Genomic DNA, 15,718 nt, shown 5'->3' with positions numbered 1-15,718 from the left:
GCAGGACCCACCCTGCCTCTGCCCCTTTCCAAATACCCTTCGGGGGGTCCGGGGGGCAGACGGCCCCCCGGCCTCTCGACCTGGCGCTACTGCATGAGCTCCGTCCAGATCTGCGTGTAGAGATCGTTCGCCGAGCTCGGGCAGGTCGGCAGGAAGACGCCGGCATCGGCATATTCCGCCGGAATGGCAATCTCGGGGGCGGTGTTCATGTCTTCCGGCATGAACTCGCCGGAGCCGGCGATGCCGTTGGCATAGCGCGCGAAGCCCGAGATCATCGCGGCGTTCTCCGGCTCCATGATGAAGTCGAGGAACAGGTAGGCCTCATCGACATTCTGCGCATCGGCGAGGATGCCGACGGAATCCATCCACACCGGATAGCCCTCGACCGGGTAGCCATAGGCGACGTCCGGGTTGTCGAGCCGGATGCGCATCGATGAGCCGTTCCAGTTGACGGAGGCCATGACGTCATTCGCCGTCATCCGCTCGGTCATGCCGTAATCCATCGACATCCAGTCGGGCTTGGCCGCGGCGAGGAGGTCGCGCACCTCGCGGAGCACCTCGAGATCCTCCGTGCAGGGCTCGCCGCCGACATACATGATCGCCATCGACATCACGTCGGCCATCTCGGGCACGACGTTGACCTGGCCGACCAGCTCGTCCGGCGGGTCGAGGAAGATGGCCGAGGTGTTGATGTCGCCGTCGTAGGCGGAGGTGTTGACGGAGATCCCCGTCGTCCCCCATTGCCACGGCACCGTGTACATGCGGCCCTGGTCCCAGGGCACATCCACCCATTGCGGCTCGATATTGCCGATGTTGGCGAGGCGCTCGTGGTCGAGCTCCATCAGGAGCCCCTTCTCGACATAGATCGGCACGTAGTTGGCGGAGGGCACGACGAGGTCGAAGCCGTGGCCGCCGGCCTCGATCTTGGCGAGCGCGGTGGAGTTGGAATCGTAATCGGTGACCGTCACCGTGATCCCGGTCTCTTCGGTGAACTTCTCCAGAAGCTCGGGGCTCGTGTAGTTGCCCCAGTTGTAGAGCTGCAGCTCCTGTGCGGCGGCGGCGCCGGCGAGGAACGTGAGCGCGGTGGTCAGCGTCAGTGTCCGTGTCATGGTCTTTCTCCCTGTTGCGGTCGGCTTTGGGGGCCTTCAGCGGTCCCGGCCCCGGGTGATGAAGAAGAAGATCGTCAAGAGCAGCACGGTCAGCGCCAGAAGCGCGGTGGAGATGGCGTTCACCTCCGGCGTCATGGCGCGGCGGAGCTGGCCGAGCATATAGGTCGGCAGCGTGTCCTGCCCCGCAGATTTCACGAATTCGGTGATGATGACGTCGTCGAGCGAGACGACGAAGGCCAGCATCGCCCCGGCGATGATGCCGGGGAGGAGCAGCGGCAGCGTCACATGGCGGAAGGCCTGCCAGGGCGTGGCATAGAGGTCGGCGGCCGCCGTCTCGAGGCTCATGTCCATCCCCTCCAGCCGCGCGCGGATCGGCAGATAGGCGAAGGGCACGCAGAAGGCGGTATGGGCGAGGATCAGGTAGCCGAGCCCGTGAAGGCCGGTTGCCTGCCGGATGGCGCCGAAGAGGATGAGCAGCGCGACGGCGGTGACGATCTCGGGCACCATCAACGGCTGGTTGATGATCACGTAGATGAAGGTCTCGCCCTTGAAGCGGCCCCGCCGCGTGGTGCCGACGGCGGTCAGCGTCGCGAGGATGGTGGAGAAGCAGGCCGCGAAGGCCGCGATGATGACGGAGCGCAAGGCCGCCTCCTGCACGGCCTCGTTCTCCCAGGCGGCGCGGTACCAGTCGAGCGAGAAGCCACCCCAGGTGGCGACGGAGTTGGACGCGTTGAAGGAATAGACGACGAGCACCAGGATCGGCGCATAGAGCGCCACGAAGGCCGTGATGGCGATCGTGGTGAAGCCCGGCAGGCGGGTGACGGAGAAGGCGCGCTCAGCCATGGGGCTGATCCCGGCTGGAGACGCGGACATAGACGAGAAGCGCCGCGCAGACGATCACGAGAAGAACCATCGACAGCGCCGCGCCCAGCGGCCAGTTGCGGCCCTGGCCGAACTGCAGCTCGATGAAATTGCCGATCATCATGTTCTTGCCGCCGCCGAGGAGGCGGGGGGTCACGTAAGCTCCCAGGGAGGGCACGAAGACGAGGATCGAGCCCGCGACGATCCCCGGCCGGATGATCGGCAGGATGATCCGCCGCAGCACCTTCAGGCGCGAGGCATAGAGGTCGTAGCCCGCCTCGATGAGCCGGAAGTCGAAGCGGTCGATGGCCGCGAAGAGCGGCAGCACCATGAGCGGCAGGTAGACATAGGCCATGCCGATGAGCACGGCGGTATCGGTGGCGAGTAGCTGCAGCGGCCGCTCGATGATGCCGATCTTGAGGAGGACGACGTTGAGCAGCCCCTCGTTCCGGATGACCTGCATGATGGCGAAGGTGCGGATGAGCAGGTTCGTCCAGAACGGGATGGTGATGAGGAAGAGCCAGAGCGGCCGCGACCGGGCGGAGCGCGTGGCGATGAACCAGGCGGTCGGCAGGCCGACGATGAAGGTGATCAGCGTGGTGAGCAGCGACAGCTTCACCGAGCGCCAGAAGATCGTCAGATGGGCATCGGCCAGATGCACCGTGCCGTCGAAGATGTCGCGCCGGAAGAGCACGCGGAACCAGGCCTCGAGTGTCGGATTCCAGACGACGCCGGAGTATTCGCCGGGCTCGAGGAAGGAATAGATCACCACGATGGCGAGCGGGCCGACCGCGCCGATGAAGAGCACGAAGAGCGCGGGGGCGGAGAGGAGCCAGGCCGTGCGGGTGGGGCTCGTCGCCATGCGCTCAGTCCTCCAGCACGCGGAGCGCGCCCGGGGCGAAGGCCAGCCCGACCTCCTGCCCGGGGGCCAGCGCGCTTTCGCCCGAGGGCGGCGATTGCAGCCGGGCGACGACCTCCGTGCCGTCGCCGAGGGCCAGATGGCAGTGCCAGTCGGTCCCGAAATAGACGGTGCCCGTCACCTTGGCGGCGAGGTCTCCCTCCGCTGGCTCGGTCAGGCGGATGAGCTCGGGGCGGACGGCGAGGGTGATCTCGCCCGTCCCCGCGCCCGGCAGCGCCAGCCGCTCGCCGGTGGAGAGGGTGACGCTGTCGCCCTCCGCCCTGGCCACGAGGAAGTTCGTCTCGCCGATGAAATCGGCGACGAAGCGGTTGACCGGCTTGGTGTAGATCTCGCGCGGCGTGCCGACCTGCTGGAGCACCCCGCCCGACATGACGCCGATCCGGTCCGACATCGTCAGCGCCTCTTCCTGATCGTGGGTCACGAAGACGAAGGTGATGCCGGTCTCGGCCTGCAGGCGCTTGAGTTCGCCCTGCATCTCCTTCCGGAGCTTCAGGTCGAGCGCCGAAAGAGGCTCGTCGAGCAGCAGCACTTCCGGCGCCGGGGCGAGGGCGCGGGCCAGCGCCACGCGCTGCTGCTGCCCGCCGGAAAGCTGGGCGGCATAGCGGGCCGCCATCGGCTCCATCTTCACCAGCGCCAGCATCTCTTCGGTGCGCGCCTTGACCGTCTCGGCCGCGTCGCCCCGCATCTTCAGCCCGAAGCCGATGTTCTGGGCGACGGTCAGGTGCGGAAAGAGCGCGTAGCTCTGGAAGACCGTGTTGACGTTGCGCTTGTTGGGCGGGGCATGGGTGATCTCTTTCCCGGCGAGAAGGAGCGTGCCGGAGGTCGGCGTCTCGAAACCGGCGATGCAGCGCAGGAGCGTGGTCTTGCCGCAGCCGGAGGGCCCGAGGAGGGTGAAGAACTCTCCCTCGGCGATCTCGATGGAGACGGCGTCGAGGGCGGTGACGGCATCCGTGCCGGTGCCGAAGCGCTTGGTGATATCGCGGGCTTCGATGGCGTGTGTCATGCGGCTCCCTGTCGTTGCCCCGATGTTGAACGGCAGTTTACGCGGTGGCAAGGGCCATGGCCGGCCTGCGCCCCCCCCAGGGCGCTGCCTGCTCAAGCTCTGCGCAGAGCGCGAGCAGGCGCTCGTCTTCACCCATCGGTGCCGCGAGGTGGATGCCGACCGGCAGGCCCTCCGCCTCGCCGAGCGGGACGGAGGCCGCCGGCTGGCCGGAGGCGTTGAAGGCGGCGCAAAAGGGCGAATAGGCGAAGACGCCCTCCGGCCCGGTGCGGAAGGCGACGTAATCCTCCGTCCGGTGATCGAAGCGCCCGATCTTGGCCGGCAGCTCGGCGAGGGTGGGGGAGAGGAGCACGTCGATTGTCTCGAAGGCGGCGGCCATCTGGCGGCCATAGGCATGGATCTTGCCCACCGCCTCCAGATAATCGGCGCCGGAGAGGCTCTCGGCATAGGCCATGGTGCCACGGGTGACGGGCTCGACATCCTCGGGGGCGAGCGCCCGCCCGGCGCGGGCCAGCGCCTTGCGGACGGAGAGCGCCGTGCCGCAGGCGACGATGCGCGTCCAGGCCTGCATCATGCCCTCGTGATCCGCCTCGGGGCGGAAGGGGGTGACCTCATGGCCGAGGCTCTCGAGGAGCGTCGCGGCCTTCTCCACCTCGGCGGCGACCTCCGGCGCGACGGGTGCGCCGTCGAAGCGGGTGGGGCAAAGCCCGATGCGCAGCCGCGCCGGCGGCGCCTCGATGGCCCGCGCGAAGCCCATGCGGAGGGGCGGCGCGTAATAGGGGGCGCCGAGGTCGGGGCCCTGCGTTTCGTCCATCATGGTGGCGGCATCGCGGACGGAGCGGGTGAGAAACCCGTCGATCGCCATCCCCGCCCAGCCCTCGCCCGCATAGGGCCCGTCGGGGAAACGGGCGCGGGAGGCCTTGAAGCCGAAGAGCCCGGAGGAGGCGGCGGGGATGCGGACCGAGCCGCCGCCATCGGAGCCATGGGCCATCGGCACGATCCCCGCCGCCACCGCCGCCCCGGCCCCACCGGAGGAGCCGCCGGGCGTGCGCGCCAGGTCCCAGGGGTTGCGGGTCGGCCCGCCGTAGACGGCCGCCTCCGTCGCCGGGCCGATGCCGCCCTCGGGCGACGTTGTCCGCCCGAAGGTGACGACGCCCGAGGCGCGGATGCGGGTGAAGATGGCGCTGTCCTGGCTGTAGGTGGTGTTCGCGAGGAGGCGGGAGCCGTTGTGCGAGGGGAAATCCATCGCCTCGCAGCCGAGATCCTTGAGGAGGAAGGGCACCCCCCGGAAGGGCCCCGGCGGCAGGCCATCGACGATGGTCTTGCGGGCGACCTCCTCGCGGATCAGCACGACGGCGTTGAGCTCGGGGTTGAGCCGCTCCGTCTGCGCGAGGGCGAGGTCGAGAAGCTCGTCGGGTGTCACCTCGCCCGAGGCGACGAGGGCTGCGAGAGCGGTGGCGTCGTGGCGGGCGTAATCGTCGGGGGTCATCGGGTCACCATGAGGCGGTCGTGGCCGTGGAAATGGTAGAGATCGGCGAAGGCCGGCGGCTCGGCGAGGCGGAGGCCCGGGGCCCGCTCGAAGAGGGTCTTGAGGCCGGCGAGCAGCTCCATCCGCGCGAGCGGCGCGCCGACGCAGAAATGGATGCCGCCCCCGAAGGCCGCATGGGCCGGGGCCTTGGCGGTGAAGCGGGCGGGGTCAAAGGTCGCGGCGTCCGGGTAGACCGAAGGGTCGCGCCCGGCGGCGGCGAGCAGGCAGGCGATCTGGTCGCCGCGCTGGAACTCATGCCCGAAGAGCTCGCAGGGCTCGTAGACCCAGCGGGTGAACATGTGGAGCGGCGGATCGAAGCGGAGGACCTCCTCGATGAGTGCCTCGTCCACCCTGTCGGGTGGACTCGGAAGGAGCAGGGCCACGGCATTGCCCAAAGTGTGCACCGTCGCCTCGTGGCCGGCGTTGAGGAGGAGGATGCAGGTGGTCACCAGCTCCTCCGGCGAGAGCTTCTCGCCTGAGGCCTCGGCGGCGATGAGCTCGGTGATCAGGTCGTCGCCGGGTCGGGTCCGGCGGGCGGCAATGATCCGGCGGATGTAATCGGCGAAGGCGGTGGAGGCCGCCATGGCCGCGACCTCGATCTCGGGCGTCCGCCGGGCCTGGTACATGGCGACCATGGCGTTCGACCAGTCCACCAGCAGCCGCCAGTCCTCCGCCGGGGTGCCGAGCAGGCGGCAGATGGTGATGGCGGGGATCGGCTTGCAGTAAAAATCGAGGAGGTCGAACGGGCCCTCGGGGAAGGCGGCGGTGAGCTCGGCGCAGAGCGCCTCGAGCCCCGGGAGGAGGGCCGCGATACGGCGCGAGGTGAAGGCCCGAAGGACGAGGCTGCGCAGGCGCGTATGGCGCGGCGGCTCGAGTTCCAGCATCGAATGCGCCTCGATGTCGTAGAAGGGGCGGAGCCGGTCGGGGATGTCGGGCGCGACCTCGGGCGGCGCCTCGCGCCCGAGGCGGCGGTCGCGCAGCAGCGTGGTGACGGCCCGATGCGAGACGGCGCAGGCGAGCCCGTACTCCTCCCAGTGGAAGAGATCGCCGGCGGCGCGGGCGGTCTCGTAGAAGGGATAGGGGTCCTGGACGAAGGCGGGATCGGTGGGCGATTGGGAGAGGCGGCGCATGCCCGAAAGCTCGCCCGGCGCGGCGGGGAGCGCAAGGGGGCGGGTGGGGTGCCCTGAGGGCGAGGGGGGCAGGTTCCGACCTGAGAGGCAGGCGTAGGGTGGGTTTTCAACCCACCTTTGGCGCAACGCTGATGCAGACCCCCCGCCCGGTACGCGCCGGCACGGCGCAGGGCGAGCGCCGGCCCGTCCCGCGGGCTGGCGCTCTCGTTGGGCAGCGCGCCGCTTCGAGCGGGGATGCGGCTGCGCCATAAAGTGCGCCGCGTCACCGTCAGGAGCGCCACCCCCCGGGCCGGCGCTCGCCCTGCGCGGCAACGTTGCGCCCGGCTTTGAGCAGGCGGGAGAAGAAGCTTCCGGCTGGCCTCCTGAGGGGGGCGGCACGGGTTGCGCGCCGCAAGTCGGAGGACGACGGCGGAGCGACCGTTACCTCCCGAGGACAGAACGGTCTGTCTCGCGACGTGTCGCGCCGCCCGGTCCCCCCCGCCCCCCCCCCGCCCCCACCCAATCCTCTCGCCCCATGCCCCGCGCCCTGCTACCCTGCCGCCCCATGCGCCGCCTTCGCCGCACCAGCGCCGCCCTCGTGGCCGGCTATCTCGCGCTCACCGCGCTCGCGGCGGTGGCGGTCTGGCTCGTGGCCTGGTCTTCGGCGCTCGACGGGGTGGCGCGGCGGGCGGAGGCGGATCTGGCGCTCGCCTCCAATCGGCTCGCCGGCGAGCTCGGGGAGTTCCGCCAGCTCGCCGTCCTGATGGCCGACCACCCGACGATCCGCATGCCGGTCGAGATCGACCTCGGCGAGGCCACCGCAGCGCGGCTCCTGCGCGAGACGGCGGACAAGACCGGGGCGCTCGACCTCATCCTCCTCGATACCGAGGGGCGCGAGATCGCCACCGCCTCGGCCCGTGCCGGTCTGCCCGCCGAGACGGGCGTCGACGATGCCGCCTATCTCCGCGCGCTCGACGGCGCGCTGGGCTTTTCCCACGAGCACAGCGCGCGCTACGAACGGCGGATCTTCACCTTCGCGGCGCCGATCTTCGGCGCCGACGGGCCGGCCATCGGCGCGCTCGCCGTCGTCGCCGATGCCGAGCGGGTCGAGGCGATCTGGCGCGGCGACACGCCCGCCGTCTGGTTCACCGACGAGGCGGGGCTCGTCTTCATCTCCAACCGCTCCGAGCTGGTGCTGCGGGGCCGGGGCGCCGGCTTCGTGCCCTATCAGGGCCGGATCTGGGATGGCCACGAGCTCTGGCGCGTCGAGGGCGGGCGCTACCTGCCGCGGGACGGGCTGCATCTGTCGCGCGACATGCCGGTCATCGGCCTGACCGCCGAGGCGCTGAGCGACACGGCCCTCGCCCGGCAGATCGCGCTGCTGCAATCCGGCGCCGTCGCGGCGCTGTTCCTGGGCCTCGGCGCGCTCCTCCTCGTCGCCACAGTCCGGCGGCGGACGCTGAAGGAGGCGAACCGCACGCTCGAGGGGCGGGTCGTGCAGCGCACCGCGGAACTGACGGCGCTCAATGCCGAGCTCCGCCGCGAGGTGGCCGAGCGCGCCGCCGCCGAGGCGCGGCTGAAGCGGGCGCAGGACGATCTCGTGCAGGCCGGCAAGCTCTCTGCCCTCGGGCAGATGTCCGCCGGGATCAGCCACGAGCTGAACCAGCCGCTGATGGCCATCCGCTCCTATGCCGAGAATGCCACCGGCTTTCTCGCCCGCGGCAAGCCCGATGTGGCGGCGGCAAACCTCGAGCGCATCGCCTCGCTGGCGCAGCGCATGGGCAAGATTATCCGCAACCTGCGCGCCTTCGCCCGGCAGGAGAAGGAGACCATCGGCGATGTCGATCTCGTCGCCGCCGTCGACAGTGCGGTCGAGATGATCGCCGCCCGGGTGCGGGAGGAAGGTGTCGCCCTTGCTTGGAGCCGGCCCGACCAGCCGGTGATCGTGCGGGGCGGCGAGGTGCGGCTGGCGCAGGTGGCGCTCAACCTCATCTCGAACGCCATCGATGCGATGGCGGATTGCGAGCCGAAGCGGGTCGAGGTCGCCGTGCGGCGCGAGCCGGGGCGGGCCGTCCTTGAGGTGCGCGACACCGGGCCGGGGATCGCCGAGCCGGAGAAGATCTTCGACCCGTTCTATTCCACCAAGGCCTCGGGGGCGGGGGGCGGCATGGGGCTGGGCCTTTCGATCTCCTACGGGCTCGTGCAGAGCTTCGGCGGGGTGATCCGGGGGCGGAACGCGCCGGGCGCGGGGGCCATCTTCACGGTAGAGCTGGCGCTCAGCGAGGCGGAGGTGGCGGCGTGACGGGGGCTTTGTGGGGTGCTTGTGTGGGGGGCTCTGCCCCCCGTCGCCTGACCGGCGACTCCCCCCGGAGTATTTGGAAGAAAGCGAGAGACAGGGGGGCGGCGGCACCGGCGCGGCGCTGGCCCATGGCGCAGATCGGTGGCGCAGGAGGGTCGGGGCCCCTATGCATCGGTGCGATGGCGTGAGGGGCCGGCGGGCCCCCGGGGAGGGGACATGACGCGGCAGGTGCTTCTGGTCGATGACGAGCCGGATGTCCGGGCGGCGCTCGGGCAGACGCTGGAGCTCGCCGATCTCGACCCGCTCCTCGCGGGCAGCTTCATCGAGGCGAAGGACCTCCTCAGCGCCCGGTTTGACGGCATCGTCGTCACCGACATCCGCATGCCGGGGCGCGACGGCTTTCACCTCCTCGCCCATGCGCGCGCCCTCGACCCCGAGCTGCCGGTGGTGCTGCTGACCGGCGAGGGCGACGTGCCGATGGCGCTGAAGGCCATCGAGGAGGGGGCGCATGCCTTTCTCGAGAAGCCCTGCGCGCCGGCGGATTTCCTCGCCTGCGTCGAGAAGGCCCTGAAGGTGCGGGCGATGGTGCTGGAGAACCGGCGCCTCAAGCGCGAGCTCGAAAAGGGCGACGCCGCCGCGCGGATGATCTTCGGCCAGTCGGCGCTGGTGGAGGAACTGCGCGCCCGGGTGCGGGCCGTGGCGCGGGCCGGGGCGGGGGCGCTCATCACCGGCGAGCCGGGCACGGGGACGTCAAAGGTCGGCGAGGTGCTGCACCTCCTCTCCGCCAGTGCCGCCTTGCCCTTCGTCAAGCGCGCCGCCGCGGCGCTGACGCCCGAGAGCCTCGCCGCCGCCTTCGATGCCGCCGGCGCCGGCACGCTCTATCTCGACGAGATCGCCATGGCGCCGGTCGGCGTGCAATATGCGCTGCTCGAGGCGCTGGAGGCGGGGCCGGCCGCGCGGCTCTTCGCCGCCACCACGCGCTCGCTGGAGGAGGAGGTGGCCGCCGGGCGCTTCGTCGCCGACCTCTTCTACCGGCTCGACCTCATGCGGGTGCGCATCCCGGCGATCCGCGAGCGGACGGAGGACATCCCCGTGCTCTTCCGCCACTACGTAGCCCAGGCCGCTGAGCAGGCCGGCCTCCCGGAGCCGGAGATCACGCCCGAGCACCTCTCCACGCTGATGGCGCAGGACTGGCCGGGCAATGCCCGCTCGCTGATGAGCGCCGCCATGCGCTTCGTGCTCGGCATGCCGGAGGAGGCGCAGAAGGCGGCGGGGCTCGGGCTCGCCGAGCAGATGGCCATCGTCGAGCGCTCTCTCCTCGCCGCGGCGCTCGGGCGGCAGAACGGCAATGCCTCCGCCGCCGCCGAGGCGCTGCAACTGCCGCGCAAGACCTTCTACGACAAGCTCGCCCGCCACGGGTTGAAGCCCGAGGATTTCCGACGCCCGCGCGAGTGACCCCCCGCGCGGCTCCGGCCTTGCGCCGGGCCCTCATGGACACAACGTCAGCGGCATTGCACCGCCCGTCCCGGCACGCGAGGATCGGGGCGGGAGCGGGGCGCTAGAGGAGGGCATCATGGCCTATACCATCGACCGAATTCTGACCGGCTGCACCATGGAAGAGGCCGAGGCGCGCACCCGCGCGGCGCTCGGCGAGCGCGGCTTCGGCGTGCTGACCGAGATCGACGTCCAGGCCACAATGAAGGCGAAGATCGGCGAGGATTTGCCGTGCTACAAGATCCTCGGCGCCTGCAACCCAAAGCTTGCCTTCCAGGCCATCGGGGCCGAGCCGCGCATCGGCGCCATGCTGCCCTGCAACGTCATTCTGCGCGAAGTCGAGGGCGGGGTGGAGGTCAGCGCCGTCGACCCGATCGCCTCGATGTCCGCCGTCGAGAACCCCTCGCTCGGCGAGATCGCCGGCGGGGTGCGGGGCCTTCTGGAAGAGGCGGTGGCGGCGCTCTGAGACTCCGAACGCCCCGGAGGCCCGGCCGCGCCTGGCGCGGGCCTCCGGCAAGATTGTGCGGATTTCCGCACAAGAGCCGCCCGCCGCTGTGCGGTGATCCGCATCCGCAGCGCAGCATTTCCGGCCGGCCGCGCCGCGGTGACGGCGCAACCAATTGTTTAACAATGGAAAATCGCCGGCGCCTTGTCTCGGCCCTCATGACGCTTGCGTGATTGCCGAGTGAGCGCATCTTGGCGCCGATCTGGTCCGACGCCCGGACCGAGAGGGAGGATCGCCATGAGAAATCTGTTCACTGTTGCCGCCGCCGCCGCGCTTGTTGCGGGTGCTGCCAGCGCCGACCCCATGGGCTGCGACGACGGCGAGATCGTCGTCAAGTTCGCCCATGTGACCAACACCGACAACCATCCCAAGGGCATCGCCGCCGCGCTCTTCGCCGAGCGCGTCAATGCCGAGATGGAAGGCACGATGTGCATGGAGGTCTACCCGAACTCCACGCTCTATGACGACGACCAGGTGCTCGAGGCCATGCTGCAGGGCGACGTGCAGTTCGCCGCGCCGTCGCTCAGCAAGTTCGAGACCTTCACCAAGGTCTTCCGCATCTTCGACCTGCCCTTCATGTTCGCGAACATCGAAGCGGTCGAGGCCTTCCAGCTCTCCGACGCCGGCGCCGCGATGCTCGATTCGATGCAGCGCCGCGGCCTGCAGGGGCTCGGCTTCTGGCACAACGGCCTCAAGCAGTTCTCGGCCAACGTGCCGCTTCTCGAGCCGGGCGACGCCGCGGGCCTCAAGTTCCGCGTGCAGCCTTCCGACGTGCTCGTCGCGCAGATGGAAGCGCTCGACGCGAGCCCCCAGCCGATGGCCTTCTCCGAAGTCTACGGCGCCCTGCAGACCGGCGTCGTCGACGGGCAGGAGAACACCTGGTCAAACATCTACGGCCAGAAGTTCTTCGAGGTGCAGGACGGCATCACCGAGACCAACCACGGCGTGCTCGACTACCTCGTCGTGACCTCGGTGGACTTCCTCGACAGCCTCGAGCCCGAGGTGCGTGACCAGCTCCTCACCATCCTCGACGAGGTGACCGCCGAGCGGAACGCCGCCGTCAACCAGGTGGATGCCGAGGCCCGTCAGGCGATCCTCGACGCCGGGACCGAGATCCGCGAGCTGACGCCCGAGCAGCGTCAGGCCTGGGTCGACGCAATGCTGCCCGTCTGGGAGCAGTTCGTCGGCGATGTCGGCCAGGAGAACATCGACGCCGCGCAAGCGTTCAACGAAGAATTCGCCATGTGAGCGTCGATTTGGGCGCCCCCCTTGGGGGAGGCGGGGCGCCACCTTGCGGCCTGGGGTTTCCCCCGGGCCGCCTTCATGAGGGGAGGGGGAAATGACCGAGCCAAGGGCCATGGGCCGCGCCGGCCGCATCATCGAGTATCTGGAGGAGATCGTGATCGCGCTCCTCCTCGGCGCCATGACGCTCGTGACGTTCGTCAACGTCGTCCTGCGCTATGTCTTCAACGAGAGCCTCCTGTGGGGGCTGGAGGTGACGCTGATCCTCTTTGCCTGGCTGGTGCTCTTCGGCATCTCCTACGGGTTCAAGAAGACGGCGCATCTGGGGGTGGATGCCCTACTCAACGTCGTCGGCGCCCCGCTCCGCCGGGGGCTGGTGCTCCTGTCGTGCCTCGCCTGCCTCGCCTATGGCGGGCTGATGATGAAGGGGGCCTGGGATTACTGGGCGCCGTTCGCCGGCTACGAGCGCACCGAGGGCCGCTGGTTCCCCACCGGCTTCGATGAGCGCACCCGTGACCAGGCCTTCTACATGACCGAGCAGGTGCCGCTCTTCTGCTGCGAGGAGTTCCTCGCCGAGCGGTTCAACTACGGCGAGGCCTATGACAAGCTGCCCCGCTTCATTCCCTACGTCATCCTGCCTGTCGGCGTGCTCCTGATGCTTCTGCGGATCATCGAGGCGAGCATCGGCGTGCTCAGGGGGCGGCGGGACAGCCTGATCGTCTCACACGAGGCGGAAGACGACGTTGCCGCGGTGAGGGTCGACTGATGGATGTGCTGCTCCTTTTCGTGCTGATCGTCGGCCTTCTGATGATCGGCGTGCCGATCGCCGTCAGCCTCGGCCTGTCCTCGATCATCTTCCTCCTCGTCTTCTCCGAGACGTCGCTCGCCTCGATCGCGCAGACGCTCTACCAGGCGATGGAGGGGCATTACACGCTCCTGGCCATCCCGTTCTTCGTGCTGGCGTCGAGCTTCATGTCCACCGGCGGCGTCGCCAAGCGGATCATCCGCTTCGCCGTCGCTTGCGTCGGGCACCTGCAGGGCGGGCTCGCCATCGCCGGCGTCCTGGCCTGCATGATGTTCGCCGCGCTCTCCGGTTCGTCGCCGGCGACCGTGGTGGCCATCGGCTCCATCGTCATCGCGGCCATGCGGCAGGTCGGCTATACGCGCGACTTCGCGGCGGGCGTCATCTGCAATGCCGGCACGCTCGGCATCCTCATCCCGCCCTCCATCGTCATGGTGGTCTATGCCTCGGCGACCGACGTCTCCGTCGGGCGGATGTTCCTCGCCGGGGTGATCCCCGGCATCCTCGCCGGCGTCATGCTGATGGTGACGATCTTCGTCATGGCGAAGATCAAGAACATGCCGAAGGGCGACTGGCTGGGCTGGGGCGAGATCTGGCGGTCGTTCCGCGGCGCGCTCTGGGGGCTTCTGCTCATCGTCATCATCATGGGCGGCATCTACGGCTTCCCCGCCTGGGGGCTGCATACCGAGACACTGGCCGACGGCACCCGCGGCCTCGTCCGGGGCCTCCACTGGAAGCCCGGCATCTTCACGCCGACGGAGGCGGCGGCGGTCGCGGCGGTCTATGCCTTCCTGGTGGCGACCTTCATCTACCGTGACATGGGGCCGCTCTCGGCCGCCTCGAACGGCGGGCAGCTCACGCATCTGCATCGCAAGCCCTGGGGTCTGGTCACCGCCCTCTGGCACCGCGACACGGTGGCGACGCTGGTGGATGCCGGCCGGCTGACGATCACGCTGATGTTCATCATCGCCAATGCGCTGATCCTCAAGCATGTGCTGACCGACGAGCAGATCCCCCAGCATATCGCCAATGCGATGCTGGCGGCGGGCTTCGGGCCGGTGGTGTTCCTGATCGTCGTCAACGTGATCCTGCTCATCGGCGGCCAGTTCATGGAGCCCTCGGGCCTCATCGTCATCGTGGCGCCGCTGGTCTTTCCCATCGCCATCGAGCTCGGGATCGACCCGATCCATCTCGGCATCATCATGGTGGTGAACATGGAGATCGGGATGATCACGCCGCCCGTCGGCCTCAACCTCTTCGTCACCTCCGGCGTCGCCGGCATGCCGGTGATGCGGGTCGTCCGCGCGGCGCTGCCCTTCCTCGCGGTGCTCTTCGTCTTCCTGATCCTGATCACCTATGTGCCCTGGATCTCGACGGTGCTGCCGAATGCGGTGATGGGGCCGGAGATCATCGTCAACTGACGGCGCGTGTTGAGAGGCCGGGGGGCTGTCTGCCCCCCGGACCCCCCCGCGGTATTTGGAAAGGGGCAGAGGCAAGAGAGCGCCTTCCCCTTTCATCTGGCCAAAAATACCTCGGGGGTGTGGGGGCTGGCCCCCACCGGCCCGGGGGTCTGGGGGCCCAAAGGCCCCCAGGAAGCGGGGGGCCGGGGGCGGCAGCCCCCGTACCTCCCTCAGGCTTCGGCCAGCGCCCGGATGATGGGCGAGAAATCCGCCTCCGTCAGGCTGGCGCCACCCACGAGCGCGCCGTCGACATTGGCCACGCCGAAGATCTCCGCCGCATTGTCCCCCTTCACCGAGCCGCCGTAGAGGATCGAGACCTCCGCCCCGTCCTCCAGCCGCGCCTCCAGCGCCGCCCGGAGCGCCGCATGGGCCTCGGCGATCTCTGCCGGGCCGGCGGTCAGGCCGGTGCCGATGGCCCAGATGGGCTCGTAGGCGATGATGGTGTTGGCGGCGCTCGCGCCCTCGGGCAGCGAGCCGGCGAGCTGGGCGGTGATGACGGAGAGGTGCTCCCTCGCCTCGCGCTGCGCGCGGCTTTCGCCGAGGCAGATGATGGCGGTGAGCCCGGCGCGGTGGGCGGCCCCGGCCTTGGCGGCGACCACAGCGTCGCTCTCTCCGTGATCCGCCCGGCGCTCGGAATGGCCCGTTATCACATGGGTGGCGCCGAGATCGGCCAGCATCTCTGCCGAGATGTCGCCGGTATGGGCGCCCTTCGGCTCCGCATGGCAATCCTGCCCGCCGGCGGTCAGCGCCGTGCCATCGAGCGCCCGGGCGACCTCTGCCAGCAGCGTCGCGGGCGGGCAGATCAGCACACCCACCCCGGGCGCGGGATGGGCGGCGGCGAGGGCGCCGAGCTCGTCCAGCGCGCTCCTCAGCCCGTTCATCTTCCAGTTTCCGGCGGCAAGCTTCTGCGGCATGACGGATCCTCCCCTTCCCCCGACGGCTAGCAGCCGGGGCGGGGCGGATCAATCGGCGGGGGGAGCTGTTTGCGCCAACGGGCGCGCGGCCGCCTCAGGAGGCGCCGAGGCTCTCGTCGAACTTGATCGATTCGCCGCAGCCGCAGGCATCCACCACGTTGGGGTTGCGGAAGCGGAAGCCGGATTCCAGCAGCGACACCTCGTAGTCGATCTCGGTGCCGAAGAGGAACATCTGCGCCATCGGCGCGATCATCACCCGGGCCCCGTCCTGCTCGACCACCTCGTCGTTGGGATCGATCTGATCGGTATAGTCGAGCGTATATTCCATCCCCGCACAGCCGCCCTTCTTGACGCCGAGGCGCAGGCCCTCATGGCCCTTGCGCTCCATGAGCGAAGAGATCTGCTTGGCGGCGGCCGGCGTGAGTGTGACGGCCTGCTTTCCGGGGATCGAGAACATCGGGGCCTCCTGACACCCC

The 15,718-nt window shown here is 69.6% G+C and carries 14 protein-coding genes; 6 read left to right on the top strand and 8 right to left on the bottom strand.

Annotation, left to right across the window (positions count from 1 at the left end):
• Positions 1-86: 86 nt before the first annotated feature.
• Genes ACAZ03_RS11800 through ACAZ03_RS11775 form a run of 6 tightly spaced genes read right to left on the bottom strand, consistent with a single transcriptional unit; the run spans position 87 to position 6,547 of the window.
• Positions 87-1,109: an extracellular solute-binding protein gene (locus tag ACAZ03_RS11800; protein ID WP_373353811.1), complete on the bottom strand. Its 1,023-nt coding sequence runs from the start codon at positions 1,107-1,109 to the stop codon at positions 87-89.
• 36 nt (positions 1,110-1,145) lie between these two features.
• Positions 1,146-1,952, bottom strand: coding sequence for an ABC transporter permease (locus ACAZ03_RS11795; RefSeq protein WP_373353809.1), 807 nt, complete (start codon positions 1,950-1,952; stop codon positions 1,146-1,148).
• Positions 1,945-2,832 carry an ABC transporter permease gene (locus ACAZ03_RS11790; RefSeq protein WP_373353807.1) on the bottom strand — a complete coding sequence of 296 codons (888 nt, stop codon included), beginning with the start codon at positions 2,830-2,832 and terminating at the stop codon, positions 1,945-1,947. The genes ACAZ03_RS11795 and ACAZ03_RS11790 overlap by 8 nt, the downstream gene beginning before the upstream one ends.
• 4 nt (positions 2,833-2,836) lie before the next feature.
• Positions 2,837-3,892 (bottom strand): ABC transporter ATP-binding protein, encoded by a 1,056-nt coding sequence (locus ACAZ03_RS11785; protein WP_373353805.1) that lies wholly within the window; start codon positions 3,890-3,892, stop codon positions 2,837-2,839.
• 37 nt (positions 3,893-3,929) lie between these two features.
• Positions 3,930-5,378 carry an amidase gene (locus tag ACAZ03_RS11780; protein ID WP_373353803.1) on the bottom strand — a complete coding sequence of 483 codons (1,449 nt, stop codon included), beginning with the start codon at positions 5,376-5,378 and terminating at the stop codon, positions 3,930-3,932.
• The gene (locus tag ACAZ03_RS11775) at positions 5,375-6,547 is read right to left on the bottom strand and encodes a cytochrome P450 (protein ID WP_373353801.1); all 1,173 of its coding nucleotides are present in this window, start codon (positions 6,545-6,547) and stop codon (positions 5,375-5,377) included. The genes ACAZ03_RS11780 and ACAZ03_RS11775 overlap by 4 nt, the downstream gene beginning before the upstream one ends.
• A 544-nt stretch (positions 6,548-7,091) precedes the next feature.
• Here ACAZ03_RS11775 and ACAZ03_RS11770 point away from each other — a divergent pair.
• The 6 genes from ACAZ03_RS11770 to ACAZ03_RS11745 all read left to right on the top strand — a co-directional run bounded on the left by ACAZ03_RS11770 (position 7,092) and on the right by ACAZ03_RS11745 (position 14,289).
• Positions 7,092-8,828, top strand: coding sequence for an ATP-binding protein (locus ACAZ03_RS11770; RefSeq protein ID WP_373353799.1), 1,737 nt, complete (start codon positions 7,092-7,094; stop codon positions 8,826-8,828).
• Between the two features lie 213 nt (positions 8,829-9,041).
• Positions 9,042-10,280 (top strand): sigma-54-dependent transcriptional regulator, encoded by a 1,239-nt coding sequence (locus tag ACAZ03_RS11765; protein ID WP_373353798.1) that lies wholly within the window; start codon positions 9,042-9,044, stop codon positions 10,278-10,280.
• Between the two features lie 118 nt (positions 10,281-10,398).
• Positions 10,399-10,785: a DUF302 domain-containing protein gene (locus tag ACAZ03_RS11760; RefSeq protein ID WP_373353796.1), complete on the top strand. Its 387-nt coding sequence runs from the start codon at positions 10,399-10,401 to the stop codon at positions 10,783-10,785.
• A 276-nt stretch (positions 10,786-11,061) separates the two neighbouring features.
• Positions 11,062-12,072 carry a DctP family TRAP transporter solute-binding subunit gene (locus ACAZ03_RS11755; protein ID WP_373353794.1) on the top strand — a complete coding sequence of 337 codons (1,011 nt, stop codon included), beginning with the start codon at positions 11,062-11,064 and terminating at the stop codon, positions 12,070-12,072.
• Between the two features lie 91 nt (positions 12,073-12,163).
• On the top strand, positions 12,164-12,832 hold the full coding sequence (locus tag ACAZ03_RS11750) for a TRAP transporter small permease (RefSeq protein ID WP_373353793.1): 669 nt from the start codon (positions 12,164-12,166) through the stop codon (positions 12,830-12,832).
• On the top strand, positions 12,832-14,289 hold the full coding sequence (locus ACAZ03_RS11745; RefSeq protein WP_373353791.1) for a TRAP transporter large permease: 1,458 nt from the start codon (positions 12,832-12,834) through the stop codon (positions 14,287-14,289). The genes ACAZ03_RS11750 and ACAZ03_RS11745 overlap by 1 nt, the downstream gene beginning before the upstream one ends.
• Before the next feature lie 209 nt (positions 14,290-14,498).
• Here ACAZ03_RS11745 and tpiA read toward each other — a convergent pair whose 3' ends face one another.
• The gene (tpiA, locus tag ACAZ03_RS11740) at positions 14,499-15,242 is read right to left on the bottom strand and encodes a triose-phosphate isomerase (RefSeq protein WP_373353789.1); all 744 of its coding nucleotides are present in this window, start codon (positions 15,240-15,242) and stop codon (positions 14,499-14,501) included.
• A gap of 94 nt (positions 15,243-15,336) precedes the next feature.
• Positions 15,337-15,699, bottom strand: coding sequence for a HesB/IscA family protein (locus ACAZ03_RS11735; RefSeq protein ID WP_373353787.1), 363 nt, complete (start codon positions 15,697-15,699; stop codon positions 15,337-15,339).
• Positions 15,700-15,718 lie beyond the last annotated feature (19 nt).

Origin of the sequence: Pseudoroseicyclus sp. CXY001 (genome assembly GCF_041714655.1) — a bacterium.
Classification (GTDB): domain Bacteria; phylum Pseudomonadota; class Alphaproteobacteria; order Rhodobacterales; family Rhodobacteraceae; genus Pseudoroseicyclus_A.
Note: the sequence above shows the minus strand (reverse complement) of the source record. Positions and strands in the feature narration are given on the sequence as shown.

What these genes read in the sequence shown, in the direction of transcription:
- ACAZ03_RS11800 (WP_373353811.1), bottom strand. Translation starts at nt 1,109, where the DNA reads ATGACACGGACACTGACGCTGACCACCGCGCTCACGTTCCTCGCCGGC.
- ACAZ03_RS11795 (WP_373353809.1), bottom strand. Translation starts at nt 1,952, where the DNA reads ATGGCTGAGCGCGCCTTCTCCGTCACCCGCCTGCCGGGCTTCACCACG.
- ACAZ03_RS11790 (WP_373353807.1), bottom strand. Translation starts at nt 2,832, where the DNA reads ATGGCGACGAGCCCCACCCGCACGGCCTGGCTCCTCTCCGCCCCCGCG.
- ACAZ03_RS11785 (WP_373353805.1), bottom strand. Translation starts at nt 3,892, where the DNA reads ATGACACACGCCATCGAAGCCCGCGATATCACCAAGCGCTTCGGCACC.
- ACAZ03_RS11780 (WP_373353803.1), bottom strand. Translation starts at nt 5,378, where the DNA reads ATGACCCCCGACGATTACGCCCGCCACGACGCCACCGCTCTCGCAGCC.
- ACAZ03_RS11775 (WP_373353801.1), bottom strand. Translation starts at nt 6,547, where the DNA reads ATGCGCCGCCTCTCCCAATCGCCCACCGATCCCGCCTTCGTCCAGGAC.
- ACAZ03_RS11770 (WP_373353799.1), top strand. Translation starts at nt 7,092, where the DNA reads ATGCGCCGCCTTCGCCGCACCAGCGCCGCCCTCGTGGCCGGCTATCTC.
- ACAZ03_RS11765 (WP_373353798.1), top strand. Translation starts at nt 9,042, where the DNA reads ATGACGCGGCAGGTGCTTCTGGTCGATGACGAGCCGGATGTCCGGGCG.
- ACAZ03_RS11760 (WP_373353796.1), top strand. Translation starts at nt 10,399, where the DNA reads ATGGCCTATACCATCGACCGAATTCTGACCGGCTGCACCATGGAAGAG.
- ACAZ03_RS11755 (WP_373353794.1), top strand. Translation starts at nt 11,062, where the DNA reads ATGAGAAATCTGTTCACTGTTGCCGCCGCCGCCGCGCTTGTTGCGGGT.
- ACAZ03_RS11750 (WP_373353793.1), top strand. Translation starts at nt 12,164, where the DNA reads ATGACCGAGCCAAGGGCCATGGGCCGCGCCGGCCGCATCATCGAGTAT.
- ACAZ03_RS11745 (WP_373353791.1), top strand. Translation starts at nt 12,832, where the DNA reads ATGGATGTGCTGCTCCTTTTCGTGCTGATCGTCGGCCTTCTGATGATC.
- tpiA (WP_373353789.1), bottom strand. Translation starts at nt 15,242, where the DNA reads ATGCCGCAGAAGCTTGCCGCCGGAAACTGGAAGATGAACGGGCTGAGG.
- ACAZ03_RS11735 (WP_373353787.1), bottom strand. Translation starts at nt 15,699, where the DNA reads ATGTTCTCGATCCCCGGAAAGCAGGCCGTCACACTCACGCCGGCCGCC.